At 61.7% G+C, this 24,995-nt stretch carries 20 protein-coding genes and 1 riboswitch; of the genes, 3 read left to right on the top strand and 17 right to left on the bottom strand.

All coding sequences use genetic code 11. The annotated features are described in order from the left end of the window. Positions 1-2: 2 nt before the first annotated feature. The 10 genes from selD to modA form a co-directional block, all read right to left on the bottom strand. The gene (gene selD, locus E6C55_RS12030; protein WP_136370044.1) at positions 3-1,052 is read right to left on the bottom strand and encodes a selenide, water dikinase SelD; all 1,050 of its coding nucleotides are present in this window, start codon (positions 1,050-1,052) and stop codon (positions 3-5) included. 722 nt (positions 1,053-1,774) lie between these two features. Beyond that, positions 1,775-3,073, bottom strand: a complete 1,299-nt coding sequence (locus E6C55_RS12035; RefSeq protein ID WP_136370045.1) for an S-layer homology domain-containing protein — start codon at positions 3,071-3,073, stop codon at positions 1,775-1,777. 86 nt (positions 3,074-3,159) lie between these two features. Continuing rightward, a complete protein-coding gene (locus tag E6C55_RS33795) occupies positions 3,160-3,954 on the bottom strand; it encodes an ECF transporter S component (RefSeq protein ID WP_168735597.1) in 795 nt (264 codons plus the stop codon). Then, positions 3,936-5,651, bottom strand: a complete 1,716-nt coding sequence (locus E6C55_RS12040; protein ID WP_168735598.1) for an ABC transporter ATP-binding protein — start codon at positions 5,649-5,651, stop codon at positions 3,936-3,938. The genes E6C55_RS33795 and E6C55_RS12040 overlap by 19 nt, the downstream gene beginning before the upstream one ends. Continuing rightward, positions 5,624-6,517 carry an energy-coupling factor transporter transmembrane component T gene (locus tag E6C55_RS12045; RefSeq protein WP_168735599.1) on the bottom strand — a complete coding sequence of 298 codons (894 nt, stop codon included), beginning with the start codon at positions 6,515-6,517 and terminating at the stop codon, positions 5,624-5,626. The genes E6C55_RS12040 and E6C55_RS12045 overlap by 28 nt, the downstream gene beginning before the upstream one ends. Next, positions 6,514-7,428, bottom strand: a complete 915-nt coding sequence (locus E6C55_RS12050; protein WP_136370047.1) for a DUF4430 domain-containing protein — start codon at positions 7,426-7,428, stop codon at positions 6,514-6,516. The genes E6C55_RS12045 and E6C55_RS12050 overlap by 4 nt, the downstream gene beginning before the upstream one ends. Before the next feature lie 105 nt (positions 7,429-7,533). After that, positions 7,534-9,258 carry an S-layer homology domain-containing protein gene (locus E6C55_RS12055; protein WP_136370048.1) on the bottom strand — a complete coding sequence of 575 codons (1,725 nt, stop codon included), beginning with the start codon at positions 9,256-9,258 and terminating at the stop codon, positions 7,534-7,536. Positions 9,259-9,458: 200 nt separating this feature from the next. Continuing rightward, positions 9,459-9,643: riboswitch (cobalamin riboswitch) on the bottom strand. 38 nt (positions 9,644-9,681) lie between these two features. Beyond that, positions 9,682-10,974 (bottom strand): hemolysin family protein, encoded by a 1,293-nt coding sequence (locus E6C55_RS12060; RefSeq protein WP_136370049.1) that lies wholly within the window; start codon positions 10,972-10,974, stop codon positions 9,682-9,684. Positions 10,975-11,149: 175 nt separating this feature from the next. Continuing rightward, positions 11,150-11,836: a molybdate ABC transporter permease subunit gene (gene modB, locus E6C55_RS12065; RefSeq protein ID WP_136370050.1), complete on the bottom strand. Its 687-nt coding sequence runs from the start codon at positions 11,834-11,836 to the stop codon at positions 11,150-11,152. A 2-nt stretch (positions 11,837-11,838) separates the two neighbouring features. Next, positions 11,839-12,648: a molybdate ABC transporter substrate-binding protein gene (gene modA, locus E6C55_RS12070; RefSeq protein WP_136370051.1), complete on the bottom strand. Its 810-nt coding sequence runs from the start codon at positions 12,646-12,648 to the stop codon at positions 11,839-11,841. Positions 12,649-12,814: 166 nt separating this feature from the next. On the opposite strand from modA, the gene E6C55_RS12075 reads away from it, so the two are divergent. Beyond that, the gene (locus E6C55_RS12075) at positions 12,815-13,744 is read left to right on the top strand and encodes a helix-turn-helix transcriptional regulator (protein WP_136370052.1); all 930 of its coding nucleotides are present in this window, start codon (positions 12,815-12,817) and stop codon (positions 13,742-13,744) included. A gap of 417 nt (positions 13,745-14,161) precedes the next feature. Here the strand turns inward: E6C55_RS12075 and E6C55_RS12080 are convergent, their stop codons facing one another. From E6C55_RS12080 to rnz, 5 genes are all read right to left on the bottom strand, one after another. Beyond that, positions 14,162-14,707 (bottom strand): hypothetical protein, encoded by a 546-nt coding sequence (locus E6C55_RS12080; RefSeq protein WP_136370053.1) that lies wholly within the window; start codon positions 14,705-14,707, stop codon positions 14,162-14,164. 3 nt (positions 14,708-14,710) lie between these two features. Continuing rightward, positions 14,711-16,315, bottom strand: a complete 1,605-nt coding sequence (locus tag E6C55_RS12085) for an SAM-dependent methyltransferase (protein WP_136370132.1) — start codon at positions 16,313-16,315, stop codon at positions 14,711-14,713. Positions 16,316-16,455: 140 nt separating this feature from the next. Beyond that, the gene (gene cyoE / locus E6C55_RS12090) at positions 16,456-17,376 is read right to left on the bottom strand and encodes a heme o synthase (protein WP_136370054.1); all 921 of its coding nucleotides are present in this window, start codon (positions 17,374-17,376) and stop codon (positions 16,456-16,458) included. Between the two features lie 232 nt (positions 17,377-17,608). After that, positions 17,609-18,712, bottom strand: coding sequence for a DHHW family protein (locus tag E6C55_RS12095; protein WP_168735600.1), 1,104 nt, complete (start codon positions 18,710-18,712; stop codon positions 17,609-17,611). Between the two features lie 84 nt (positions 18,713-18,796). After that, complete coding sequence (rnz, locus tag E6C55_RS12100) at positions 18,797-19,738, bottom strand: ribonuclease Z (protein WP_136370056.1); 942 nt, start codon at positions 19,736-19,738, stop codon at positions 18,797-18,799. 197 nt (positions 19,739-19,935) lie between these two features. On the opposite strand from rnz, the gene glsA reads away from it, so the two are divergent. Both glsA and E6C55_RS12110 read left to right on the top strand, forming a co-directional pair. Continuing rightward, entirely contained in the window at positions 19,936-20,880 is a 945-nt protein-coding gene (gene glsA / locus E6C55_RS12105) for a glutaminase A (RefSeq protein WP_136370133.1), read from the top strand. 116 nt (positions 20,881-20,996) lie between these two features. Then, a complete protein-coding gene (locus E6C55_RS12110) occupies positions 20,997-22,832 on the top strand; it encodes a UbiD family decarboxylase (RefSeq protein ID WP_136370057.1) in 1,836 nt (611 codons plus the stop codon). Here E6C55_RS12110 and E6C55_RS12115 read toward each other — a convergent pair. Together E6C55_RS12115 and E6C55_RS12120 are read right to left on the bottom strand one after the other, a co-directional pair. Further along, entirely contained in the window at positions 22,827-23,618 is a 792-nt protein-coding gene (locus E6C55_RS12115; protein ID WP_136370058.1) for a hypothetical protein, read from the bottom strand. The two genes, E6C55_RS12110 and E6C55_RS12115, sit on opposite strands and share 6 nt — an antisense overlap. A 531-nt stretch (positions 23,619-24,149) precedes the next feature. Then, on the bottom strand, positions 24,150-24,881 hold the full coding sequence (locus tag E6C55_RS12120) for a YebC/PmpR family DNA-binding transcriptional regulator (RefSeq protein ID WP_136370059.1): 732 nt from the start codon (positions 24,879-24,881) through the stop codon (positions 24,150-24,152). Positions 24,882-24,995 lie beyond the last annotated feature (114 nt).

Here is a 24,995-nt window from a genome sequence, read left to right on the forward strand (position 1 = left end):
AGTCAGACGACCCGGATGCGGTTCGGATGGTCGGCCGTCACTTCGCCGATCAGGCTTGCTTCCACTCCGGCCGCGACCAGCTCCGCGTGAAGCCGCTGCGAAGCATCCGCGTCGACGGAGATGAGCAAGCCGCCCGAGGTGACCGCATCGCACAGAATCAAGCGGTCGAGCTCGTCCATAGGCTCGGGGAAGTCGACGTCGTCCTGCACATGCTTGAAGTTGTTCTTAGTGCCGCCGGGCACGAAGCCGTTCTCGGCCAGCTCCCGCACGCGCGGCAGCTTCGGCACGTCGCTTCCCCGGATCACAAGCCCGAGACCGCTGCCCTTCGCCATCTCGAGCGCGTGCCCGATCAGGCCGAAGCCGGTGACGTCCGTGCAGGCATGGACGGGATACGGCTCCATGATCTCGGCCGCCGTCTTGTTAAGCGTCGCCATCACTTGCGTCATCCGGCGAATCTCCGCTTCGCCGAGCTGGTCCTTCTTGACGGACGTCGTCAGGATGCCGACGCCGATCGGCTTCGTCAGAATCAGCCTGTCGCCGGGCTTCGCGCCCGCGTTCGTGCGCACGCGGCTCGGGTTCACGAGCCCGGTCACCGCAAGCCCGAACTTCGGCTCCTTGTCGTCGATCGAATGCCCGCCGACGAGCGTCGCTCCCGCTTCGCGCACCTTGTCGCCGGCCCCGCGCAGAATGTCCGCGAGCACTTGCTTGTCCAGCGTCGAGATCGGGAACGCCACTATATTTAACACCGTTAAAGGCTTGCCGCCCATCGCATAGATGTCGCTTATCGCGTTGGCCGCGGCAATCTGCCCGAAGTCGTACGGGTTGTCGACGATCGGGGTGAAGAAGTCGACCGTCTGCACAAGCGCAAGCTCGTCCGTCAGCCGGTACACACCCGCGTCGTCGCTCGTATCGAGCCCGACCAGCAGGTTCGGGTTCGGCTCCGCCGGAGGAAGATTCCGCAGCACCTGGTGCAGATCCGCCGGTCCGATTTTGCAGCCGCAGCCTCCCTTGCTCGAGTAAGAAGTCAGCTTGACGGGTACGTTCGCTTCCATGTTCGATTCCATCCTCTCTGTGTGCTATCCAAGCTTTAATGGTACAGGATCGCCATCGACATGGCAAACGGGCAGCCGGCTGTCCCCGCCGATGGATCGCGCCCCGTCTCCTCCCCACTGACGCATCGCCCGGCAACATGTCCCCGTGCCAATGTGCTCCGCCAACACGCCCTCCGTCGTCACAACCTAGATCGCGCCCCCACGCGCTCCCCTCCGCCAACGCGACTCCACCAACGCTACTCCACCAACACATCCTCAGTCGATGAACGATTCTATGTGAAATTTCACATTCAAATCCGGCGCGACGCCCGCAATCGAGCATTCTATGTGAAAAATAGCATATATCGCCGTGCGATCCTGCGAGCTGGCCGATTATATGCGAAAAACCGCATAAAATTGGCCAAACGGCCGTAATCCACGCAAATGAATGTGAAATTTCACATTCATTTGGGAAATGAGCAGGCCGCAAGAGCGCTGCGAGCATAAAAAAAGCGGCACAGGGACCGATCCCCGTACCGCCGGCTTGCTCTTGCTTCGCTTGCCTGCATTGATTCCGCTAACCTCTGTACTCGCTAGCCTCTAGACGCTAACCTTTAGCCTCTCCAGCCTCTAACCGCTAACGCTAACCTCCAGCCTCTAACCGCTAACGCTAACCTCTAGCCTCTAGCCGCTTTGCACTAGCCTCGTCGCGCCTTGCCTGTGTCGTTGCCTCAAGCCCGGCCTTACGCAGCCGCGTGCTCGGCACGGTAAGCATAGGCTCGCAGCGCCACTACCGTCGCCATCTCGCGGGTAACGTCTCCTTGCGGATCGAAGCGGTTGTCCTGCCCTTGCATAAGCCCAGTGCCGATGGCAAGTTCGACATCCGCCTTCGCCCAGGCCGAGACGCTTGCGGCGTCGGCGATCGTTGCCGCAGCAGCCGCGTCCTTGACTCCGAGCGCCTTGACGAGAATCGAAGCCATCTGCTCGCGGGTAATCGAGTCGTTCGGGAGGAAGGCGCCTTTGTAGCCGCTGATGAAGCCCGCCTCGCTGGCCGTGTTCACGTAAACGAAGTACCACTTCTCCGGCGATACGTCGCTGAAGGAGCTGGATGCGGAAGTCGACAGCTCCAGTCCGAGAACGTTCACGAGGAGCTTCGCGAACTCCGCCCGCGTGATGGTCGCCTTCGGGCTGAGCTTGCCGTCGCTGCCTTGCAGGTAGCCCTTCTCGACGGCCTTGCCGAGAGAGTCGGCCGCCCAGCTCGAGATCGTTCCGGCGTCGGAGAATGCCAGCTTCCAGTCGAGCAGCCCGGCCAGTCGGTCGTAGGCCGCGTCGACGCTCGCTTGCGTGCTCTCCAGGTTCTTGAGGACGTCATAGGCGTTGTCGTAAGCACTCTTGATGTCCGCTTGGGCCAGCTTGGCCGCTTGGGCGGAAGAGGAATTCAACCCTGCCACGAGCGTCGTCAGCTTGTCCTTGTTCGCGAAGGTCGCGTATCCTTCCGCCCATTCGCTTGTCGTGAAGTCCGCTCCGTAGCCCGACACGGTGAATTGGTAACGAATGACGTCCCCTTCATGCGGCTTGTAATCGGAAGGGCCGACATCCGGCGATACGTTGTTCACCACCGACATCCAGCCGCCTTCGGGAGAGTAGTCGTACTCGCCGAGCCATTCGTCGTCGCTCTCTCTCGCCGTCGGCTCCTCGCTCATATGGGACAGAATGTAAGCCGGAATGTTCGCCTCGAGCGTCGAATCCTTGACTCCCGTCAGGTAGAAGCCGGTGTCCGTCGCGCCTTGGTACTTCACGTTGTCTTCCCCAAGCGCTCGCAGCACCAGGTCCGCCCCGTTGTCTCCCGCATAGAACGGAACGACGGTCGGTTCCAGGTAATAGCCTTGGCCGATCGTGAACTTCTCGACGGTCATCGTCACTTCGCCGATCGGCGCATTCGCCGTCTGGGAAGCGGCGCTTGCCCCTCCCGCGACAGACGTCAATCCGACGGCGAGCAATGCCGCCGACAGCAAGCTGTTTCTTGTTTTGTTGGTTCTCATCTGATTTAACTTCCTCTCGTCTTAAAAATTTTATATATAAAGCAGAGTGGTGCCGTTAATGGAGACAGGCGCGCTTCCGTCGGACATCAGCGTTCGACGAGTCCGTACTTGGTTTTGATCCGGTCCAGCTTCTCGATCATGGGTCTTGACAGCACGTACAGGAAGACCACCGTCGCGACGGCATGCACCAGATCGAACCAGAACCCCGTCGCGTAAGCCGCAGCCAACGCCTGCCAGTTGAACCTCGGGGTAAACATCATAACCGAACCGATGTTGATGATGCCGCCGTAGATAATTAATGTCATTAATCCTCCGAAGAAACACAAGGACAACCGGGACCGCTTCAACCATCCTTTGCGATAGAGCAGCCCCGCGACGAAGCCGATGATGCCGAAGCAGAACATCTGCCACGGCGTCCACGGGCCTTGCCCGAAGAAGAAGTTCGAGACGAAGCCGGCGGTCGCCCCGACAAGGAAGCCCGCCTCCGCGCCGAAGCTGACGCCCGCGATAATGACGATCGCGACGACCGGCTTGAACTGCGGAACCATGAAGAACGCGGCCCGGCCCGCGACGGCGATGGCGGCAAGCACGGCGATGACGATCAGCTCTCTTGCCTGCGGCTTGCGATTCTCGAACACGAGAGCGAACGGAACGAGCGTATATAAAATAATAAGCAAGCTGACGAAGTAGTACTTGCGGTCGTCCAGGACGAACACGCCGAGCAGAATCGTCGCCGGGATGACGAGGACGATGAGCAGGGCGGACAGCAGCGTGCGGCGCGACCAGCGGCGGGACGCCGCACGCTGCTGTCCGGACACGCGCGGTCCCGTCCGGTCAACCGCATCCCTTCCGTTGCCGCCCTTTAGCGTTCCGTTCGACATAAGCGAATCACGTCCTCCTCCGTTACCGCCGCCCGATCGAGATGGCGCGCCATCCGATTGGCGGACGTCGTGTAGAACGAGTTGCCGGCGAAGAACGCCGCCGTCTCGTTCGACGAGATGACGCTGCCGTCGAAGAACATGGAACACCGCTTCGCGTGCTTGGCGCAGAACTCGATGTCGTGCGACACCATCACAATCGTTTTGCCATCCTCATGGAACTTCCGGAGCAGCTCGCCCAGCTTCTCCTTGAAGAAGCCGTCCAGCCCCTTCGTCGGCTCGTCCAAGAGCAGAATGGCCGGCTCCAGAAGCAGCACCTTCGCAAGGGCCGCCCGCTGCTGCTCGCCGCCGCTTAAGTCGTACGGATGCATCCGCAGCAGCGGCTCAAGCTCCGCGAACCGGACAACCTCGGCGATCCGCTCCGCCTTCTGCGCCTCCGACAGCTTCTCGCCGTCCAGCATCTCATACAGATCAAGTTCAACCGTCTTCTTGACGAAGAGCGACTGCGGATTCTGCGGCAGCACGCCGAGCAGCCCGCGGAACAGCTTGTCCGGGCTCGTCTTGGCCGGGTCTTGGCCCGCGACGAGAATTCGGCCGCGATACGGCTTCAGCAGCCCTCCGATCAGCGAGAGCATTGTCGTCTTCCCCGTCCCGTTGCCGCCGACGAGCCCGAGGAATTCCCCCTCTTCTACGCGGAGCGAGAGGTCCTTGATCGTATCCGGCGCATTCTTCGCGAACTTGAACCAGACGTCCTGCAGTTCGACTGCGGCGGGCCTCGCGCCGCTCGCGCGCTCCTTCGCGTGCCGCCGTGCTCCGTCCGGATTCCCGGCCGGCTCCTTCACTTCTCCCGTCCCGGAATCGGCGATGGCCCTCCCTGCAACGGAATCCAGCCATTGCCGCCCTTCCTTTACCGTCAGCGGCACCGGTCCGCCGGCTCCGCTTCCGGCATGGATTCGCATGGGCGAAGGCATCGAGCGGAACATCGGGTGATCGAGCTTGCGCAGCCGAGCACCCGCCTCCCGAGGCGCCTCGTCGACGATCACGGAGCCCGCATCGAGAACGATCAGGCGGTCGGACAGGGGAAGCACTTCCTCAAGACGGTGCTCGGTCAGCACAACGGTCGTGCCGAGCTCCCGATTAATCTTGCTGAGCGTGCCGAGGAACTCCGCCGCCGCGATCGGATCGAGCTGCGAGGTCGGCTCGTCGAGCACAAGCACGGACGGGTGCATCGCCATGATCGAGGCCAGGTTCAGCAGTTGCTTCTGCCCGCCGGACAACTCGGCGACGTCCCGGCGGAACCACGACTGGATGCCGAAGAAGCTGGCCATCTCGGCGACGCGCAGCCGAATCGTCGGCGTATCCACGCCAAGGCTCTCAAGCCCGAACGCCAGCTCATGCCACACCTTGTCCGTGACGATCTGGTTGTCGGGGCTCTGCAGCACGTAGCCGATCTCCGAGGCTTGCGTTCTCGCGTCCCATTCCCCGACCTCCCTTCCCCGGTAGAGGATGCTCCCTTCCCTGCTGCCGTGCGGAGTCAGCGCCGGCTTCAGGTGCCGCAGCAGCGTGCTCTTGCCGCAGCCGGACCTGCCGCACACGGCAACGAACTCGCCGCTGCGAATGCGAAGCGAGACATCGCGCAGGGCGGGAGCCGTCTGCTCGGGGAAGGAGAACGTTACGTTCTCGATGCGATAAATTTCCATTTGAAGTCCTCCACCAATTGAATGCCGACCGGCATCAGGCATAGCGCACAATAGCTTGCGTACACGATGAAGCTCAGCGGCGTCGCCGGCTCCATCCGGATCGACGGGAAGAAGCGGATCGCGTTATGCCCCAGCGCCGCTCCCGTCAAGACGATTGCGGCGAAGAACGCAAGCCAGCCGAGCGCAAGTCGATCCCGCCTGTCGAAGCGATAGAGGGAGAAGCTCGTCCGGCGCGGCAGTCCGTACCCTCTCGCCTTCATGGAATCGGCCGTCTCGATCGCGTTCTCAAGCGCCCACGTCGTCATGATCGAGACGATTCGCATGCCGTTCTGCGCCTTCCGCACCAACGATCCTTGCGTCGCGTCGCGTCCGATGCTTCTCTGCGCGAGCGAGATTCGGCCGATCTGATTGCGGTACCGGGGCACGAACCGAAGCACCATCGAGAAGATCAGCGATAAGCCCGGCAGCAGCCGGCCGAACAAGTAGATGAACTTGTCGGACGTCATGACGGCGTTGTAGCAGGAGAACCAGATGAGCACCGTCACGAACATGACCGCCGCCGCCGCCCCGTACAACAGCGATTCGAGCGTTACCGGGTTCCCGCTGCGCAGATAGAACAGAATCGTCGCTCCCGCATGATTGAAGGCGGGATTCAGAAGGGCCGCGAACAGCAGGAGCGGCAGCATGTACAGCAGATTAAACCGGAGCGCCTTCGCGCTCCTCAGCAACTGGGAGTAGACGACGGCCCCGAACAGCGAGATCGCCTGCAGAACGGGATGCATCCACAGCATGCTGAAGGCGATAACCGCAACGAAGTACGCGAAGCCGACGACGGGATGATAGGAAGCGAAGGCGTCTCTTCTCACGTCTGCTTCCCCGCCGCCTGTTCGCCCCCGACGTCGCGTCCAAGATCGCATGTGTACACCCATTCCACAACGTCTCCGTCCTTGAGCGAATAACGGCTGCTGCCGTAATTCGGGAACGCCCCGTTCACCTTATACATCCACCCGCTCAGCTCCCCGCAGTCGAATTCGTAGATGTTGGCGATCCCTTCGACATAGCTGCTGTTATAGGCCGGCGTCTTGGCGAACTCGAGCGGTATCTTGTTCTTCTTCATCTCCCGCTGCAGCACGTCGAACGCCGTGTCGCCTTCTTCGAACGTCACCTGGCGCGAAGCGAACAGAACGCCGTCTGCCGGCAGAACCTCAAGCTTGTCTTCGTCGAACAGGTCGAGGTTCGCCAGAATCGACTTGGCCGTCACGGACAGCGTTGCCGTATGTTGCGTGTTCTTGTCCTCGGCTGCAGCCGGCGATTCGGACGGCCGGGCGGCGCTCCCGGGGGACGGTCCGGCCCCGGACGCATCGCTTGGGCCCGGAGTGGCGGGCGGGCTGACCGAAGCTGGCGGCGCGGAAGCGGGTGTCGAAGCCGCCGCCCCGCCCGCATCGGTTGCCGCGGACGAAGCGCTCGACGCGGCACCTTCGCTCGGCTCCGACGCGGCACCTTCGCTCGTCCCCGATGCGGAGCCTGCGTTCGCCCCCGGCGCCGCTCCCTGGCCGCCCGAGCCCGTTGCCGCGGACGAATCCGCCTCCGGGCCGGACGCCGCAGCCGACGACGGCGCCGCGCCCGCGCTTGCCTCGGGAGCCGCTTCGCCCGCAAGGCCGGAAGCGCTCGTCGCTGCCGGTTCGGACGATCCGGAAGGACGGTCGCCGCCCCACGCGAACGCCAGCGCCAGCACGCCGGCGATTCCCGCCGCGGCCAGCCATTTCTTCGGAGTCATTCTCATTGCCTCATGCACTCTCCAATTCATTCATGGACGGCGGCAGCCTGCCACCCTGATCCGCTCCCGTGCGAAGCGCCGCCCCCTGACCGATCCGCTCGGCATTCAGACGTCCGTCATGTCGTAGAGACGGCCGCTTCCGCTCGCATAGCGGTCGTAAGCGACGAGAGCGAGCAGCGCCTGCTCGGTCGCCATCGTGTCCACGATGCCCGGCTCGGAGCCGCCGCTCGCGATTCCTCCGGCAAGAATCGGATAGAAGCCGCCGGACACGTCCGCGAAGCCGAGCAGCGCATCCAGCGCCGAGCGCCCGTTCTTCACGAACCTCGCGTCCGCGCCGGGGTCGATGCCAAGGCCGGTCAGCGCGATGACGACCTGCGCGACGCTCTGCGAATTGACGGACTGCGCGCTCGCGAAGCCTCCGTCCGCCAGTTGCGCGGCGGACAGCAGGGCGACGCCGCGATCGACCGCGCTTCTCGCCTCCGCGCTCGAATCATAGTAAGGCGTCAGCGCCTGAAGCGCCATCGCCGTAACGTCCGGATCGGCAACCGTCTCCTTCGCGCCGAGCGCCCATCCTCCGCCCGCGATCTCGCGGTTCAGGATGAAGTCGACGAGCAATTCCCGAGTCGTCTGCGTCTTGACGCCGTCGTTCTGCGGAATGGCGTACCCCTTGCTGTCGAGCGCAAGCAGGGCGAAGATCGGCCCGTTGACCCCTTGCTTGATCAACTGCTCGTAGTCGGCCAGCTTCGCGAGCAGATCGAACCCGTCCGCCTCGTCCGCTCGCTTCCCGAGAGCGGTCAGGGCAAGAATAACGCGATCGTATTCGGTGTACTTCACCGAATGAAGATTGCCCTCCGCATCGACCAAGGCGTTCATCAGGTTGGCCTCGTACTTCGCGTAATACGCCGGATCGATCGGCTCGCCGGAACGGGCGAGGCCGACGATCGTCCACTCCCCGCCGATGCTGCTCACCGCAGGGCTTGCGACCGTCCGCTGCAAATAAGCGGCGGCAGAGACGAGCCGGCGGCGAACGATCTCCTGCCGTTCGGACGCCTCCGCCTGAACGATCGGATGCTCGAGGCGGTAGTCGGACGCTCGCATGACGACGACAACCGCCATCTCGCGGGTGACGGAATCAAACGGGGCGAAGCGATCTCCCTGGCCCTGCATGATCCCGTAAGCAAGCGTCTTCCGAACGTCCGCCTCCGCCCAACCGGACACCCGGCCCAGGTCCGCCAACGCCTCGCCGCCATCGCCCGTCCCTTCGCCGGCAACGCTCCCGCCTCCCGCTCCTGCTCCCGCTTCGCCAGCCGCCTCCGCTTCCGGCTTCGCTTCCGCCTCCGACGCCGCTTCAAGCCTTAGCGCTCTCGCGACAATCGAAGCCATCTGCTCGCGCGTGATGCTCTCGTTCGGGTTAAACCTGTTGCCGTACCCGCTCACGAAGCCCGCCTGATAGGCCGTGTTCACGTAACCGTAGAACCACTTGTCCGCGGATACGTCCGCGAAGCCGTTCGTCTTCACCGGCGAAGCGGACAGCCCAAGCGCACTCGTCAGGAGCTTGGCGAATTCGGCCCGCGTAACCGCCGTCTGCGGATTCAGCCTGCCGTTGCTTCCCTGCACATAGCCTTGCGCCGCGGCGTTCGCCATCGCGTCCGCTGCCCATGGCGACACCGAAGCCGCATCCGCATAGCTCCCGCTTAAGCTGCCGAGCCGCCCTCCATATTCGGGAGCCGCTGCGAGAGCAACCCCCTGCACCGGACTCGCATACGAGAAGAGCGCCGTCACGGCCAGGCAACCGGTCGCCAGCCGCATAACCCTGCTAGTTTTTCTCATGCAATGAACCTCTCTATTCCTGTCGTTGCAATTCTGTCCCTCACCGGTATTCTCTTCCCGCCAGCTTCCTGCCGGACTCGCCCGCCTCGCAGCCCCGCCGATCCAAAAAACCTCTCAACCGGAATGGTTGAGAGGTTCGGCTCACGACTGCGCCCAGACAAGCTGGCATGAACGGAACACCCCCTATCGCTCGTAGAGTTAATGGTGTCGTCATTCAGGCAGGTCTTCTGGCTCAAGATTCATCGCGTTCGCTGCCTTCCCGGTTGGCCAGTGGCTTCGTAGCGAACGCTCCTCTCATACAGCGGCGGGACCGCGCGGGACTCTCACCCGCTTCCCTATTATTCCTTGCGCGCACGGCGAAGGAACCTGAACTCCTATTCAATTCCTATCTATCTTACCGAATTATACGAGGTTTGTCATTGCTTAATGACTCTCGTCGTCTATCGCGATCTCGATCTTGCGCACCCGGTGCTGCCCCTTCTCCCGGATAATGAAGGTAACGTTGCCGTAGCGCCGCGCCGTTCCGACGGGCAGCTCCGGCTCGTGATTGTACAGCCAGCCGCCGATGGAATCGACGTCCTCGTCTTCGATGCGCGTGCCGACGACCCGGTTCACTTCCTCGATCAGCGCGGTCCCTTCCACCAGGTATCGATTGTCGCCGAGCGGCTCGATCTCCCTGCCTTCGTCCTTGTCGAATTCGTCGCGGATCTCCCCGACGATCTCCTCGAGAATGTCCTCGATCGTAATAAGCCCGGAGGTGCCCCCGTACTCGTCGAGCAGAATGGCGAGGTGGACGTTCTCCTGCTGCATCTTGCGCAGCAGCGTCTTGACCGGCATTGCATCCGGGACGGCCATGATCGGCTGAATAAGCGAGCGATAATCGAAGTTCGGGTCATTGTCATAACTGAGGAAAAAACGTTTGGTGTTCAGAACGCCGACGATGTGGTCCTTGTCCCCTTGGGCGACCGGGAACCTCGTGTACTGTTCCCTCTTGATGATGCTGCGATTCTCTTCGACCGTCTTGTCCGTGTACAGGCACACCATGTCGGTTCGCGGCACCATAATCTCGCGGGCGAGCAGCTCGTCGAACGTGAAGATCCGGTTTACGTAGCCGTATTCGGTCTTGTTGATCTTCCCGCTCTCATAGCTCTCCGACAGGATGATCCGGATCTCGTCCTCGGAATGGGCCTCCTCGTGCTCCTTGACCGGCTGCATGCCGAACAGCTTCACGAAGCCGCGAGCCGAGCCGTTGAGCGCCCAGATGAACGGATACATGATTTTGTAGAAGTAAATGATGATCGGAGCGGTGAACAGGGCGACTTGCTCCGCCTTCACGATCGCCGCCGTCTTCGGCGCCAGCTCCCCGAGCACCACGTGCAGATAAGTCATGACGACGAACGCGACCGCGAACGAGATGACGTGGCTGGCGCTCTCGCTGAGCGCCAAAGCGTTAAACAGCGGGTGAAGCAGCTTCTCGATCGTCGGTTCCCCGAGCCAGCCGAGGCCGAGCGCCGTAATCGTAATGCCGAGCTGACACGCCGACAAGTAAGCGTCCAGATTGGAGGTCACCTTCCGCACGGCGAGCGCATTCTTCTTCCCTTCCAAGACGAGCTGATCGACACGGCTGGAGCGCAGCTTGACGATGGCGAATTCCGTGGCGACGAAGAAGGCGGTAAGTACGATAAGCAGCGCGACGAGCAACAGATTTAGTCCCAAGCAGATCTTCCTTTTCCCAGAGGGAGTTTAATGTTAGAAAATGTCCTACCCACTTACTACGGACGAACATCCCCATCGTTCCACGCGGGAAGAGGTATTATGCGGATTCGCACCAAACGCGTTTATCGGCCCGCCGAACGGCGAAGAGCCGATCCCTTCCGGAATCGGCCCTTCGTTATCGGCTTCTCGTGCCGGAGCCGGAGCTCCGGGAGCCTCGTCCCGTGGCAAGCAGCATCAGGAACGAGATCGCAAGAATCGTCCCGGTCCACGCCCAGGCAAGCTCGGTATGGCCCGAATCGACGGCGACGTAGATCGCGGTCGGCAGCGTCTGCGTCCGTCCCGGAATGTTCCCGGCGATCATCAGCGTCGCCCCGAATTCCCCGAGTCCTCTGGTGAAGCCCAGAATGTAGGCGGTGACGAGCGAGCGGGAGCTGAGCGGAAGCGTGACGTAACGGAATACTTGCCATTCGTTCGCCCCGTTCGAGCGGGCCGCTTCTTCGAGGCTGCGGTCGACGGAATCGAAGCCGACCCGGATCGACTGGTACACGAGCGGGAACGAGACGACGACCGCCGCCACGACCGCCGCCCACCAACTGAACACAATCGGAGCGCGGAACAGCCATTCGATGAATTGGCCGATCCAGCTCCTCCGCCCCAGCAGCATAAGCAGAAGGAAGCCGACGACGGTCGGAGGAAGCACCAGAGGCAGCATGAAGGCCGTCTCCAGCAGCACCTTGCCCCGGAAGCGGGACCGGCTCATCCCTCTGGCAACGAACACTCCGACGATCATGACGAAGATGCTGGCGAGCAGCGTGACTTGCAGCGACAGCTTGATCGGCGTTCCGTAATCCGCCCAGGTCATCTTTATTCGTTAGGCGCCGAGAACCCGTATCCGGTGAAGATGCTCATCGCGTCCTCGGACTGGAGGTACTCGTAGAACGCTGCCGCAGCTTCTTGATGGGCGCTCGCCTTGACGATGCCGATCGGGTATTCGACCTTCTTGTAGGTCGCCGGGTCGACGGTATACGCGATCTTGACTTTATCCGAGACGAGCGCATCCGTCTTGTAGACGAAGCCGACGTCGGCGTTGCCGGTCTCGACGTACTGCAGCACCTGCTTGACGTCCTTGCCTTGAACGAGCTTCTTCTGCAAGGAATCCCACAGTCCGGACGCCGTCAGGGAGTCCTGGGCGTATTGGCCGGCGGGCACGCTCTCGGGGATGCCGATCGCGATGAACTTCACGGAGTCGCTCGACAGATCGGCTGCGCCCGCGATGTCCGGTCCGCCCTCCTTCGGCACGACCGCAACAAGCTCGTTGTTCAGCAGAGTCACCGTCTGATCCTGCTCGATGAGGCCCTTATCGACGAGCGCCGTCATGTTCTTCGTCGCTGCGGAGAGGAACAGATCGGCCGGCGCTCCCTCCTCGATCTGCTGCTGCAGCGCGCCGGACGCCCCGAAGTTGAACGTCAGCGTCACGTTCGGCGCCTGCTCGGCGTAGGCTTGCTGAATATCGGTCATGGCGTCCGTCAGGCTGGCTGCGGCCGAGATCGTCAGCTCGACCTTCTCGGCGGACGGCGTCTGCTCCTTCGCATCGCCGTTGTTCCCGCAAGCCGCGACGACAACCATCGCACCTGCCATCATCAGGGACAGGACGCTTTTGCTCCACATCTTCATCGCTCCCACACCTCTCCATTTATATCTGTTTATATTCATCTATAACTAAACATTATCATACAAAGCGCCGATGGCCCTGACAACCCTGCCTTCACGGAATTGTGTTACAATATAGGAAACACGGCATTTACTTGTACGATCGACCAATATTCCAAGGAGAATTCCGATGACCGAAGACATATCGTACACGACGGAAGAGATTGCGAAGCTGCTGAAGATCTCCAAGCTTACGGTGTATGACCTGATCAAGAAGGGCGAGCTTCCCGCCTATCGGGTTGGCAAGCAGATGCGCGTCGACGCTTCCGACCTCGATGCGTACAAGCGGCGCTCCAAGGGAATCCGCGAGCCGGCGGAGGAGCCGCCGAGGCCCGTCAACGCGTCCGGAAGCTTGCGGCCGCTCGTCATTACCGGGCAGGACGTCAGCCTCGACATTCTCGCCAAGCATATGGAGAAGAGCATCCCGGGGGTGCGGCCGCTTCGCTCTTATGTGGGGAGCCTCGACAGCCTGATCTCGATGTACCGGGGCGAATCGGACATCGTCAGCACACACCTGCTCGACGGGGATACGGGGGAATACAACCTGCCGTACATCCGCAAGCTGCTCATCGGCTCCTCCTATCTGGTCGTGAACCTGCTGAGCCGACGCGCCGGGCTTTACGTGGAGAAGGGCAACCCGAAGCAGCTTCGCGGCTGGAGCGACCTCGGTCAGCCGGGCCTGCGCTTCGTCAACCGCGAACGCGGCGCCGGCGCGCGTGTCCTGCTCGACGAGCAACTGCGGCTGCACGGCATCGCCGGCTCCAAGCTGGACGGGTACGACTGGGAGGAGAACAATCACCTCGGGGTGGCAGGCAAGGTCGCGTCCGGCGAGGCGGATGTCGGGATCGGCATCGAGAAGGCGGCGGCGATCGTCGGAGGCATCGACTTCATCCCGCTGATTCAGGAGCGATACGACCTCGTGCTGCTGAAGCGGCCGGACAACCTCGAATGGATCGAGGCCGTCCTGCGTATCCTGCGCTCGGAAGCGTTCCTTCGCGAGCTTCAAGCGATCTCCGGCTACGACCTGTCGCAGACCGGCCGCGTGCTTTACGAGACCTAAGCCGGGCGCCGATCCCGCCCGGTGCCCGCATGGATGGCGACTCCGCTGCCGCCCCGCAACCGACTGCGCTGCCCCGCCCCGCTGCCGCCCCGCTGCCGCCCCGCTGCCGGGATTTTATGCGAAATTTCACATTCATGCGAAGGAAAAAGCGGCTGCGAGGCGCAACGAATGTGAAAAATCACATTCATGGCGGCAATTCCGGCCCGAATGACGAAATGTATGCGAAAAACCGCATAAAACACCCCGATTCTGCGAAATCGCCGCCGATGAATGTGAAAATTCACATAAAATGCGTTGAGTCACCGAAAAACCGCATAAAATCGCCCGAAGCGTCGGATCGGACGACGGGCGAACCCCAAAAAAACGTCAGGGCGATTTCCGCCTGACGTTTTTTTGGAGTGAGCGCGATACGCAGAATTAGGAGCGGGGACCCTCCGCAAGCTCCCAGCGCTCGCGGAATTGCAGCAGCTTCGGGTGCGGCCGCTCCGGCGGTCCCGTCACAATCAGCCGAAGCTTGACGATCCACTCCTCGAACGAGGAGAAGGAGGCGAACGCGTTCGCAATGTCCGGCGTCAGGAGCAGGAAGTACGGCGCCGGCAGCGTCTCCGTCAGATGGCGAAGCGCTTGGTCCATCGGCGTATACTTCTTCCGCTTCCCCTCCCACCTGTCGACCGCGATCCACGATTCCCCTCTCGTCCGCTGCCACTCGAGCAGCATTTTCTCCCGTTTGTAATACGCCTCCACCGGAGAGCTCCCCATTCGCCGCATCGTCTCTTCGTGAATCGGATACAGCACAAGCCGCGCGAACGAGCGCTCCTCCGCGATCCGCGCCGCCGTGTCCAACTCCGCATTCAACTCGGCTTCCTCCGCCCGCTCGAACGAATCGTAGCAGATCAGCGTCCCCTTCGTCCGCTCCTGAGGCGGTTCGTACCCGTAGGGAACCTTGCTCGCTTCCGGTGCCACGGTCTACTCCTCCTTGTTCGTCAACGCGTCAAGCAGTTCGTTCGCTTCCGGATGGTCCGGCTCCTGCTTCAGCGCCAGGCGCAAATACGAGGCCGCGCGTTCCTCCTCCTCTTGCTCCAGACAGCAGATCGCGAGGCAATAGTACACCATCGGATCGGGCTCTTCCTGCGCTTCGGCCACGGATCTCTCCAGGAAGAGGCGGGCATCGCCCATGCGATCCATCTCGAACAGCAGCATCCCGACGTCCAGCGCCAGATCGTACCTCTGCGGCATCTCGTAATAAGCTGCCCACATCCGGCGAATGCCAAGCTCGATGTCGAGCTTCTCCTCGTCGCTTGCCTCCGGAAGAAGCTCGGAGATGCGCTTCGCGCTCTGGATAAACCATTCCGCGTCGTAGCGGCCGAGCCGCCAGAAGGCGAGCACCTGCTGCATCCCCAAGAACTCCAGGCTTCGATCCATCCACAGCTTCAGGCTGAAGAAGTCGTCCGGGCCGAACCGTTCGACGGAACGCCGATACGCCAGCTTCGCGTTCACGAAGCCGCCGGGGTTCTCGAGCATGAGCAGACAGCCGACGTTGAGGTTCTTGTAATGATGCTCCGGGAAAAGCGCCAGCGCCCCCCGCTCCTCATACGCGCGATTGATCGCGTGGTAGTTGGCTGTCAGCGAGAAGCTGCCGCCGTGCAGGACGAGGTTGGGCGGCTCGGCGAATCGCCAATCGTCCGTCAGGTGGTCCCCCTTGTCCGCGGTAATCAGGACGAATCCCGCCGAGGACAAGGCATGGAGCCGTTCCAGGCAGCGCAGCGCTTCCTCCGGGAACAGCACATGGGAGTCCTCAAGCTCCTGCCGGTACAGGTCGATAACGCCCCGGTACGGGTAATCCGGCCGGTCGTATTCGGGAGCTCTGCGATTGACATAGCTCATTCTGATCGCGGCCAGCGCATCCGCCGACGACAACGCCCCGTCCGCGTCCGGCGCTTCGATCTCCACGTCGCATTCGTAAATCTGCCCTTCCCCGATATAGAGCAGCTCCTGCGGGAGGCTGTCGAAGAGGTAATTGGCGATAATCAGGAGCGGCTGGTTCAGCTCTCCCGGGCGGATCGTCTCTCCCGATACGGCGAGCCGAAGCTCCGTGTCCCGCACCACGTCGAAGCGGGCGAAGTCCAGGCGTCCGGCCGCAACATGCGGCGCAAGCACGGGATGGCGCTGCCACCCGGCGACGTTGTCCGCCGCCAGATCCGTCATGATATAGCGGTACGGAGGCAGCTTGATGTCCTCTCCGGCGTATGCGATGAGCTCGCCGAGCGAGTGCAGCACTTGGCCGGCGAAGCGCCCCGCCCCCGCTCCGAGCTCAACGACAACCACCGGCTCGTCCGTCCGGCCGCGTGCGGCCAAGTCTTGAAGCATGCCGAACAGAATGTCCGCATATGCCGTTCCGATCATCGGGTTGCTCGTGATGTATTGCGGCACCTGATCGTTGCGCCAGGCATCCAGACCGAACTTCTCGTAATATTGCCGCTGCAGCTCCCAGATCGGGGCTTCGCTGAAGCGATAGGTGCTGCGGCCGGTCGTATCGGTTTGCTGAGGCTTTGCTGGTTCTTGCGTATTCATCCCTTGCGCTTGCATTCCCGTCGTCTTCATTCCTGTTTCCCGCCTTATCTAGAACATTGTCTCTGGCATCGTACCACAATTCGCCGCACAACCCAAAACCGCCCACCGGCCGGAGACGGCCGATGGGCGGTTCGTTCGAATCAGAACAAGGGTTTAATCAGCGAGTAACCGATGATGATCAGCATAATGAATGTCATATGATACAGGGAGAAAATAAACATCGTCTTCGACCAGCCGCTCTCCGGCATGCGCCGATAACCGGCGACGCTCAGTCCGAGCCATACGGCGCTGACGACGGCGTTGACGACGGCGATGGTCGGGCTGAACGACCAGAACAGCGCGCTTGTCGCGATCAGAAGAACAAGGTAGAAGTTCTGCTGGTAATACGTGCGGCGAAGGCCGTAGACGACCGGAAGCATCGGGACGCCCGCCGACCGGTACTCCTCCATGCGCCGGATGGCGATTGCGTAGAAGTGCGGCATCTGCCAGACGAGCATCAGCAGGAAGATCGCGAGCAGCGCCGGATGGCTGAGATCGCTCGAGATGGCGGCCCAGCCGATCAGCGGCGGCGTCGCCCCGGACAAGCTTCCGACCTCCGTGTTGTACACCGTTCTCCGCTTCGTCCACATCGTGTAAGGAACGACGTACAGGAACAAGCCGAGGAAGCCGAACAGGGCCGCCTCCCAGGAAGCCAGGGCGAGCAGAACGAGACCGGCGACCGACAGGATCGAGCCGACGAGAATCGCGTTCCTCGCGCTGACCTGGCCCGTGACCGTCGGCCGCTTGCGCGTCCGCTCCATGACAATGTCGATGTCCCGGTCGTAGACGTTGTTGAACGCCCCCGCCGCGCCGATGACGAACGTGGTCCCGACAAGCGCCAGAACGATCTCGCCGATTTTGTCGAAGAACGACGCGTCCGAGACGTACAGCGCCATGCACAGGCCGGCGAACATGGAGATAAGATTCGATTTGATGATTCCTATTTTAATGGTCTCGAATACGATATTGGTGACCGACTTGACCGATATCTCGTAGCCGAGACGGTCGGCTTGCGCGCGCATGCACGAACACTCCTTCCGTTTTCTCTCTACAAACCCACTACCCCATGCTAACACAATTTGGACCGCGATTCCTCTTCATTTGACACCTAACAAGATTCTGTCAAAAGTTTGTGTCGCTTTCGTTAACATATAATGCGCACAAAAAGCAGTTTAACCGCACTCGTCCCCGAATGCAATCAAACTGCTCAAACGATTTTGCGCGGCTGGCGCCTTGTCGGTCATCGGTCATCGCTCATAAGAGGGAATCGATCAACTCCGCAATCCCCGTAATTCGGGCAACCGTGGCATTGTTCAGGAACAGCACGTCCGTCGCCTGCTTCTCGGTTGCGAAGTCCGTCAGATTGCCCGTGTACGAACGCGGATCGACGTAATAAATCTTGGAATAATGATCCAGCAGATACGGGATAAAGGCGTTGGCATAGGAATCCTTGACGACGAGAAGGGTTCGCCCGCTGGCGCTCTCGGTCGTTATCTCCCCCCACGGCGTGTCTCCGCCCATGAACACCGCGTACAGGCCGTTCGTGTCGTTCGCATACTTCGCGTTCACGAGGTCGCGGTTCAGCGGAGCGTTCTTCGTCGAATAGGCGGTGTACTCGTAGTCCGATGTCGGAGTGTAATAAACGATCGTATCCGGATTCGCCTTCAGCTCCTCGAGCTGAAGCGTCTTGTACTCGCTGCCGAGGAAGTCGCCGATCGTTCCTTCCTTGAAGTCGTCCAGCGAAGCCGGCTGCTCCCCGGTTGCCTCCGCGAATACCTTGTATGCGTAATAGGCGCCGAGCGCGGTCCAGTGATGGTCGGTCCGGTAATACACGTAGTCGTCGAGATGGCTCGCGAGCGCGTCGTACGCGTCCACCTGAACGATTCCCGGGTCCAGCAGCTCGCCGATATGGGCGAACGCCTCCTTCTGCGAGTCGGAATTGTTCTTCGCCAGCTCGCTGTCCGAGAATTCCCCCGCCGTCGGAACCAGGAGCGAATACACCCGGACCGAAGCGTCGATGCTTGCCTTGAATCGGTTGAGCGCATTCGCATACTGATCGGCGGCGCTCTTGTTGTAGACGAACAGCGAAGCCGCTTCGCCGCCGGAGACGATGTAGTTGACGCCTTGCACGTTCACGAGTTGGTCTTCCGCAACCGCGGCCGCGCCGGAGCCGGAATCGGCGGCTGATCCGGAAGGAGCTGCCGATTCGGATGCAGATTCGGATGCCGACGAGCTCGGCGAAGCTTCGCCGCTGTCGTTCTTCTTCTCGTCCGCCCGGGTGTGCAGAATGCCGAATGCCACAACCGCCGCCAGAAACACGATAAATAAGGTTAGGGTAACTCTGAATGTCGATCTCATCTTCCGCGAATCCTCCATAACGAATCTTGCAACGCTCTAAGGAACATTGTACTCCCCGCGTCTTAAGAATTCAGGAGCGAATTCTTAATTATTTATAAAACCTGTCCGCACATCGAACTCCGCGCCGTCATGGGCGGCATACACCTCTGGGAAAATCGACCGAGCCTCTTCGACCATCCGCCGGACGTCCTCCTTCGCGTATCTCGCGCTGAAGTGCGTCACCACAAGCCGCTTCGCTTCCGACTTCAGCGCGATGCCGCACGCCTGCGCGATGGTCGAATGCCCGTAAGCCGCCGCCTTCTCCTCCAGGCCGGCCGCGAACGTCGCCTCGTGAACGAGAAGATCCGCTTCCCTGCCGAGTTCGAATGCATTGCCGCACGGCGCCGTGTCCCCGAGAATCGTTACGGTCGCGCCCGGCGTCGGATCGGCCAGCACATCCCCGGGGCGCACCGTCGTTCCGTCCGCGAGCGTCACCGACTCGCCGCGCTTCAGCAGGCCGTACTCCGGGCCGGGAGGCAGGCCGAGGCGGGCGAGCTTCTCCGTATCGAGCGCGCCGCATCTCGGCGATTCGACGATCCGGTAGCCGAGGCAGCGAATCCGATGGTCCAGCTCCATGGCGACGATTCGGCAGAAGCCGGCGTCCAGTTCCGTCCGCTCGTCTTCCAGCTCGACGATCTCGAGCTCGTAGTCCAGCCGCACCTCGCTTGCCGCGAAGATGCCCTCCAGATAGGCGCTTATCCCCGCCGGCCCGTAGACGGTCAGCTTGCCCGCTCCTTCAATGAAGGAGCGGCTGGTGAGCAGCCCCGGCAAGCCGTACAGATGATCGCCGTGAAGATGCGTGATGAAGACGGCCTCCAGCTTGCTCAGCTTAAGCTCCTTCCGGCCGAGCAATTGATGCTGCGTGCCTTCTCCGGCATCGAACAGCCAGAAGCGGTTGCGGCGCTCCGGGAATTGCAGCGCGATCGAGGTGACATTGCGTTCAAGCGTCGGGCGTCCGGCGCCCGTTCCGAGCAAGATAAGCTTCATGCTTCTGCCCACTCCCCTTCCGGTCATGAAGCGACGGAATCCTGATTAGTATGGCCCGTTTGGGCCTTCATAAGCTTCGCGAATAATCCGATAATAGCCTATACAAGAGCGGCCGGCAATCGCATCTGCCGAACATGAACGGCCGCGAACAGAGGAGCTCGAGCGCCATGGACAATGGGAACGGTAAAGTGAACGATATGGAGAACACGAGCGAGATGCAATTGTTGGAGCGGCGGCTGGACGCCTGGGTGGCGGCGAGCCGTCCCTACACCTCCGGAGGCAAGGTCGCCTCCTACATTCCCGAGCTGTCCAAGGCGCCCAAGGATGCGCTCGGCATTACGATTCTCGCCGCCGACGGCAAGGCCGCCTCGTCCGGGGACAGCGAGCTGCGCTTCACTCTTCAGAGCATCTCCAAAGTATTCACGCTCATCCTCGCCCTGATGGACAACGGCGAAGCCGCCGTATTCGCCAAGGTCGGCATGGAGCCGACCGGAGACAACTTCAACTCGATGCTGAAGCTGGAGCTCGTGCAGCCCGGCATCCCGTTCAACCCGCTCATCAACGCCGGAGCGATCACCGTCTCTTCGCTGATCCGCGGAAGCTCCCCCGCGGAGAAGTCGGCCCGCATCCTGCAGTTCTTCCGGCGGCTGGCAGGCAACAGCCGGCTCGCGTACGACACCGGCGTGTACCTGTCGGAATCCGAGACCGGCGACCTGAACCGCTCGATGGCTTATCTGCTGAGGGATCACGGCGTGCTCGAAGGCAAGGTGGACGAGGTGCTCGACGTCTACTTCCGGCATTGCTCCATTCAGGTCGACTGCGCCGACCTGGCCCGCATGGCGCTTGTGCTCGCCTGCGGCGGCGTCGATCCGCTTACCGGCGAGACGCTCATCCCGAGGCGCTGCGTGCAGATCGCGAAGACGTTCATGACGACGTGCGGCATGTACAACGCGTCCGGCGAATTCGCGATTCAGGTCGGCCTGCCCGCCAAGAGCGGCGTGTCCGGCGGCGTTCTCGCGATCGTTCCGGGCCGGCTCGGCATCGGCGTCGTCGGCCCGGCGCTTAACGCCAAGGGGAACAGCTGCGCGGGCGTCCATCTGCTCGAGACGATCTCCAAGGAGATGAGCTGGAGCATGTTCTGACGATACGCGCGGTCGGGAGCGGTCGGCACGGTTGAGATCGCCCGCCACATGCGCTATTCTGGACATACTCGGACTTCAATTTACTTTTCCCCATTGTGGCTAGGAGACTATCGTTTATGTATAAGAGCTTGGAAGAATGCGTGCTCGACCTGGAACGGCACGGACATCTCGTCAGAGTGCGCGAAGAGATCGATCCCCATCTCGAGATGGCGGCCGTCCATCTGCGAGTATACGAAGCCGGCGGCCCCGCCCTCTTGTTCGAGAAGGTGGGGGGCTCCCGGTTCCCGGCCGTCTCGAATCTGTTCGGCACGCTCGAGCGGAGCAAGTTCATCTTCCGCCATACGCTGGAAGCGGTGCAGCAGATCGTGCGGCTGCGCGACGACCCGATGCAGGCGCTGAAGCACCCGCTGCGCAACCTCTCGTCGGGCTTCGCCGCGCTCAAGGCGCTGCCGATGAAGCAAGCCGGCGGCTTCCCCGTGGCGGAGCAGCAGATCCGCATCTCGGACCTCCCCCTCATCCGTCACTGGCCGGACGACGGCGGCGCGTTCATTACGCTTCCGCAGGTGTATTCCGAGGACCCGGACAAGCCGGGCGCCATGAACGCCAATCTCGGGATGTACCGTATCCAGCTCAGCGGCAACGACTACCGCCTGAACGAGGAAGTCGGCGTGCATTACCAGATTCATCGCGGCATCGGCATCCACCAGGAGAAGGCGACCCGCCGGGGCGAGCCGCTCAAGGTCAGCTGCTTCGTCGGCGGCCCGCCCGCGCACATGCTGTCCGCGGTCATGCCGCTTCCCGAAGGCTTGAGCGAGCTGCTGTTCGCCGGCCTGCTCGGCGGACGCCGGTTCCGCTACAGCTATCAAGACGGCTTCTTCGTCAGCAACGACGCGGACTTCGTCATCACGGGCGAGCTGCATCCGCTGGAGACGAAGCCGGAAGGGCCGTTCGGCGACCATCTCGGCTATTACAGCCTTGTTCACCCGTTCCCGGTCATGAAGGTTCGCAAGGTGTACGCGAAGAAGAACGCGATCTGGCCGTTCACCGTCGTCGGCCGCCCGCCGCAGGAGGACACGTCCTTCGGCGAGCTGATCCACGAGATTACCGGGGACGCGATCAGCGGCGAGATTCCCGGGGTGAAGGAAGTCCATGCGGTCGATGCCGCAGGCGTCCATCCCCTGCTGCTCGCGATCGGCAGCGAACGGTATACGCCGTACATGAAGACGAAGAAGCCGACCGAGCTGCTCACGATCGCCAGCCGAATTCTCGGCACGAATCAGCTCAGCCTCGCGAAGTACCTGTTCATCACCGCCGAGGACGAACGGCCGCTCGACACGCATAACATCGAGGAGTTCCTGGCTTATATCCTCGAGAGAATCGACCTGCGGCGCGACCTGCACTTCCATACGAACACAACGATCGACACGCTCGACTATTCGGGCGGCGAGCTGAACGGCGGCAGCAAGGTTGTGTTCGCCGCCTACGGCGACGCCCGGCGCGAGCTGTGCCGCGACGTGCCCGAATCGCTGCGCGGCCTTCGCGGCTTCGAGCACGCCCGCCTCGTCATGCCCGGCGTCGTCGCGCTGCAGGCGGCCGCGTTCGGCAGCTACGAGTTGGCCGGCCGCGAGCTCGGCGGGCTCGCCGAGGAGCTGCGCTCGCGCGGCGGACTCGACGGCTGCCCGCTGCTGCTCGTCTGCGACGACAGCGGCTTCGTCGCGGACAGCCTGGCGAACTTCCTCTGGGTCGCCTTCACAAGAAGCAACCCGTCCCACGACATTCACGGCGTGAACGCCGCGTTCGACCACAAGCACTGGGGCTGCGACAACGTCATTCTCGACATTCGCCTGAAGCCGCACCACGCGCCGCCGCTTGTTCCCGACCCTGCCGTGGAGAAGAGCATCGACCGCTTCTTCGTGCGCGGCGCCAGCCTCGGCGGGGTTCGCGGCCTATAGATGCAGCAGGCCGGTCGCCTTGAATTCGCGGATGGCCGATTGCTGCTGCTTCGGAAGCGCCTGTACCGTCTTCTCCATCCTCGCCCGGACATAGGCGTAAACCATCAGATCAACGCCGACAAGCTCCGCGATCCGACGATATTCCGTCGGCCGGAGCTTGTTCCGTTGCACCGCGCTGTTCCCGACATTCTCCCGGCGCATATGGATATCTCCCCAGCCGTACCGCTGCTGCAGCAGGAACACCGTCTCTTCGAGCTGCTCGACCGTCCCGACAATCGGGTACTCCCGCTCGATCAGCCTGATCGTCTCCTCCGCGGACGCGCCCGGCTTGCCGGTGAGCATCGCCGTCTGATAATTGCGGAACACGGCCAGCGTCTCGGCGGGCAAGCTCAGAAAGTGCTCCAGGCTGCCGTCGCCCATGCAGGCATGAAGCGGATGGTCCGTTCTTCTGACGATGTAGGAATGGTAGGACACCATCGCAGCGATCGGATTCCTCATCATCGAGGCGTATTCGCAAGAACGGGCGAGCTCCGCGTGAAGGCCGTAAGCGAAGTGCCCGATCAGGCAATCGTAGCGGCAAGGCAGGAGCTTCAGAACGTTCAGCCAATGCTCCCGATTCCCCATATCGACGACACCCAGCTTCTCCTGGAATTGCTCATGGAACATCGCAGCGACGCTCGTTCCGGCCGTCTTCGGAATATGGACATACAGCAGCAGCGGCCGTGCGCTCGCCGGCTTCACCTCCCCGGCAGCCTCATGAACCGACACGTTGTCTCTGTTGTCCATGTTGTCCCTCTTTTCACTGCCATCCCTCCCGCAGCCGTTTTTCCCCCTTAATCAACATATTCGCGCAAGCACGCGGAAGCATGGACGAGACGGCGGAATCGGGCGCCCCCCCCCCCCACGACCCGTCACCATTGTCGCCCCTGAACAGCTCTCCTCCCTGTTCCGATTCCCCCGGTTCGATTCCCTGACCCGCCCGCCTCCCTGTTGCGATTCCCCGTTCCGATTCCCCGGTCCGATTCGGCGTTTTATACGATTTTATGCGATTTATCGCATTCGTCGGCGCGTTTTCCTGATGGATCGAGGCATTTTATGTGATTTTTCGCATCTATACGGGGACTTCGGGTCCGTATTGCCTCCATATATGCGGTTTTTCGCATTCGTTGCGCCGCAAAGCTCCTTTTTCCCCCGAACGTATGTGATTTTTCGCATAGAATCGCCCGTCCGCACCCCCATCCCGCACAAAAAACGGACAGAGCTCCCGATTCCGGGCCCCTGTCCGCCTTGTTCCTGCCGCTTCGATTCGAATTGACTTTAGTCCTCGTCCTCTTCCGGCAGCTCCACGTTGTGGTACACCTGTTGAACGTCCTCCAGGTCGTCGAGCGCGTCGATAATCTTCTCGAACGAAGGCAGCGCCTCCTCCGGCAGCTCCACGTAGTTCTGCGGAATCATCGTCAGCTCGGCCACGGTGAATTCCGTGACCCCCATGCTCTTGATCGCGTCCTGGACCGCGTGGAATTGCTCCGGATCGGCGTACACGACGACCGATTCGTCTTCCTCCACGACATCGCGCACGTCGACGTCCTTGTCGAGCAGCAGCTCGATGACGTCATCCACCGACTTGCCGGTCAGGCCGATGACGGCCGCGGCATCGAACATATAAGCGACCGAACCGTTGACGCCCATATTGCCGCCATTCTTGCTGAATGCGGCGCGAACGGAGGCTGCCGTGCGGTTGACATTGTTCGTCAGCGTATCGACGATAATCATCGAGCCGTTCGGGCCGAACCCTTCGTACCGCAGCTCGACGTAGTTCTCTTCCCCGGACCCCTTCGCCTTGTCCAGAGCGCGGTCGATGATCGCCTTCGGCACGTTGTACGTCTTGGCACGCTCAAGGACAACCTTAAGCGCGCGATTCGCTTCCGGGTCCGGCTCGCCCTTCTTGGCGGCAACGTAGATCTCGATCCCGAACTTGGCATAAATCTTGCTATTGCTCGCGTCCTTCGACGCTTTCTTGTTCTTGATGTTGTTCCATTTGCGTCCCATGATCCAGTCCTGCTTTCTTAATTATAATAATGCATTATACCAAATGACTTATCGCTTAATCCAGTACAAGCTGCCAATCGGGTCCCGACCCGCAAAATCGTATTCGTCATATTC

Source organism: Cohnella fermenti (assembly GCF_004801405.1).
Taxonomy (GTDB): domain Bacteria; phylum Bacillota; class Bacilli; order Paenibacillales; family Paenibacillaceae; genus Cohnella; species Cohnella fermenti.

Coding starts and splice junctions, on each gene's coding strand:
- rnz (WP_136370056.1), bottom strand. CDS start 19,738: ATGAAGCTTATCTTGCTCGGAACGGGCGCCGGACGCCCGACGCTTGAA.
- cyoE (WP_136370054.1), bottom strand. CDS start 17,376: ATGCGCGCGCAAGCCGACCGTCTCGGCTACGAGATATCGGTCAAGTCG.
- E6C55_RS12040 (WP_168735598.1), bottom strand. CDS start 5,651: ATGGAAATTTATCGCATCGAGAACGTAACGTTCTCCTTCCCCGAGCAG.
- modA (WP_136370051.1), bottom strand. CDS start 12,648: ATGAAGATGTGGAGCAAAAGCGTCCTGTCCCTGATGATGGCAGGTGCG.
- selD (WP_136370044.1), bottom strand. CDS start 1,052: ATGGAAGCGAACGTACCCGTCAAGCTGACTTCTTACTCGAGCAAGGGA.
- E6C55_RS12085 (WP_136370132.1), bottom strand. CDS start 16,315: ATGAATACGCAAGAACCAGCAAAGCCTCAGCAAACCGATACGACCGGC.
- E6C55_RS12035 (WP_136370045.1), bottom strand. CDS start 3,073: ATGAGAACCAACAAAACAAGAAACAGCTTGCTGTCGGCGGCATTGCTC.
- E6C55_RS12050 (WP_136370047.1), bottom strand. CDS start 7,428: ATGACTCCGAAGAAATGGCTGGCCGCGGCGGGAATCGCCGGCGTGCTG.
- E6C55_RS12075 (WP_136370052.1), top strand. CDS start 12,815: ATGACCGAAGACATATCGTACACGACGGAAGAGATTGCGAAGCTGCTG.
- glsA (WP_136370133.1), top strand. CDS start 19,936: ATGGAGAACACGAGCGAGATGCAATTGTTGGAGCGGCGGCTGGACGCC.
- E6C55_RS33795 (WP_168735597.1), bottom strand. CDS start 3,954: ATGTCGAACGGAACGCTAAAGGGCGGCAACGGAAGGGATGCGGTTGAC.
- E6C55_RS12055 (WP_136370048.1), bottom strand. CDS start 9,258: ATGAGAAAAACTAGCAGGGTTATGCGGCTGGCGACCGGTTGCCTGGCC.
- E6C55_RS12110 (WP_136370057.1), top strand. CDS start 20,997: ATGTATAAGAGCTTGGAAGAATGCGTGCTCGACCTGGAACGGCACGGA.
- modB (WP_136370050.1), bottom strand. CDS start 11,836: ATGACCTGGGCGGATTACGGAACGCCGATCAAGCTGTCGCTGCAAGTC.
- E6C55_RS12120 (WP_136370059.1), bottom strand. CDS start 24,881: ATGGGACGCAAATGGAACAACATCAAGAACAAGAAAGCGTCGAAGGAC.
- E6C55_RS12115 (WP_136370058.1), bottom strand. CDS start 23,618: ATGGACAACAGAGACAACGTGTCGGTTCATGAGGCTGCCGGGGAGGTG.
- E6C55_RS12095 (WP_168735600.1), bottom strand. CDS start 18,712: ATGAGATCGACATTCAGAGTTACCCTAACCTTATTTATCGTGTTTCTG.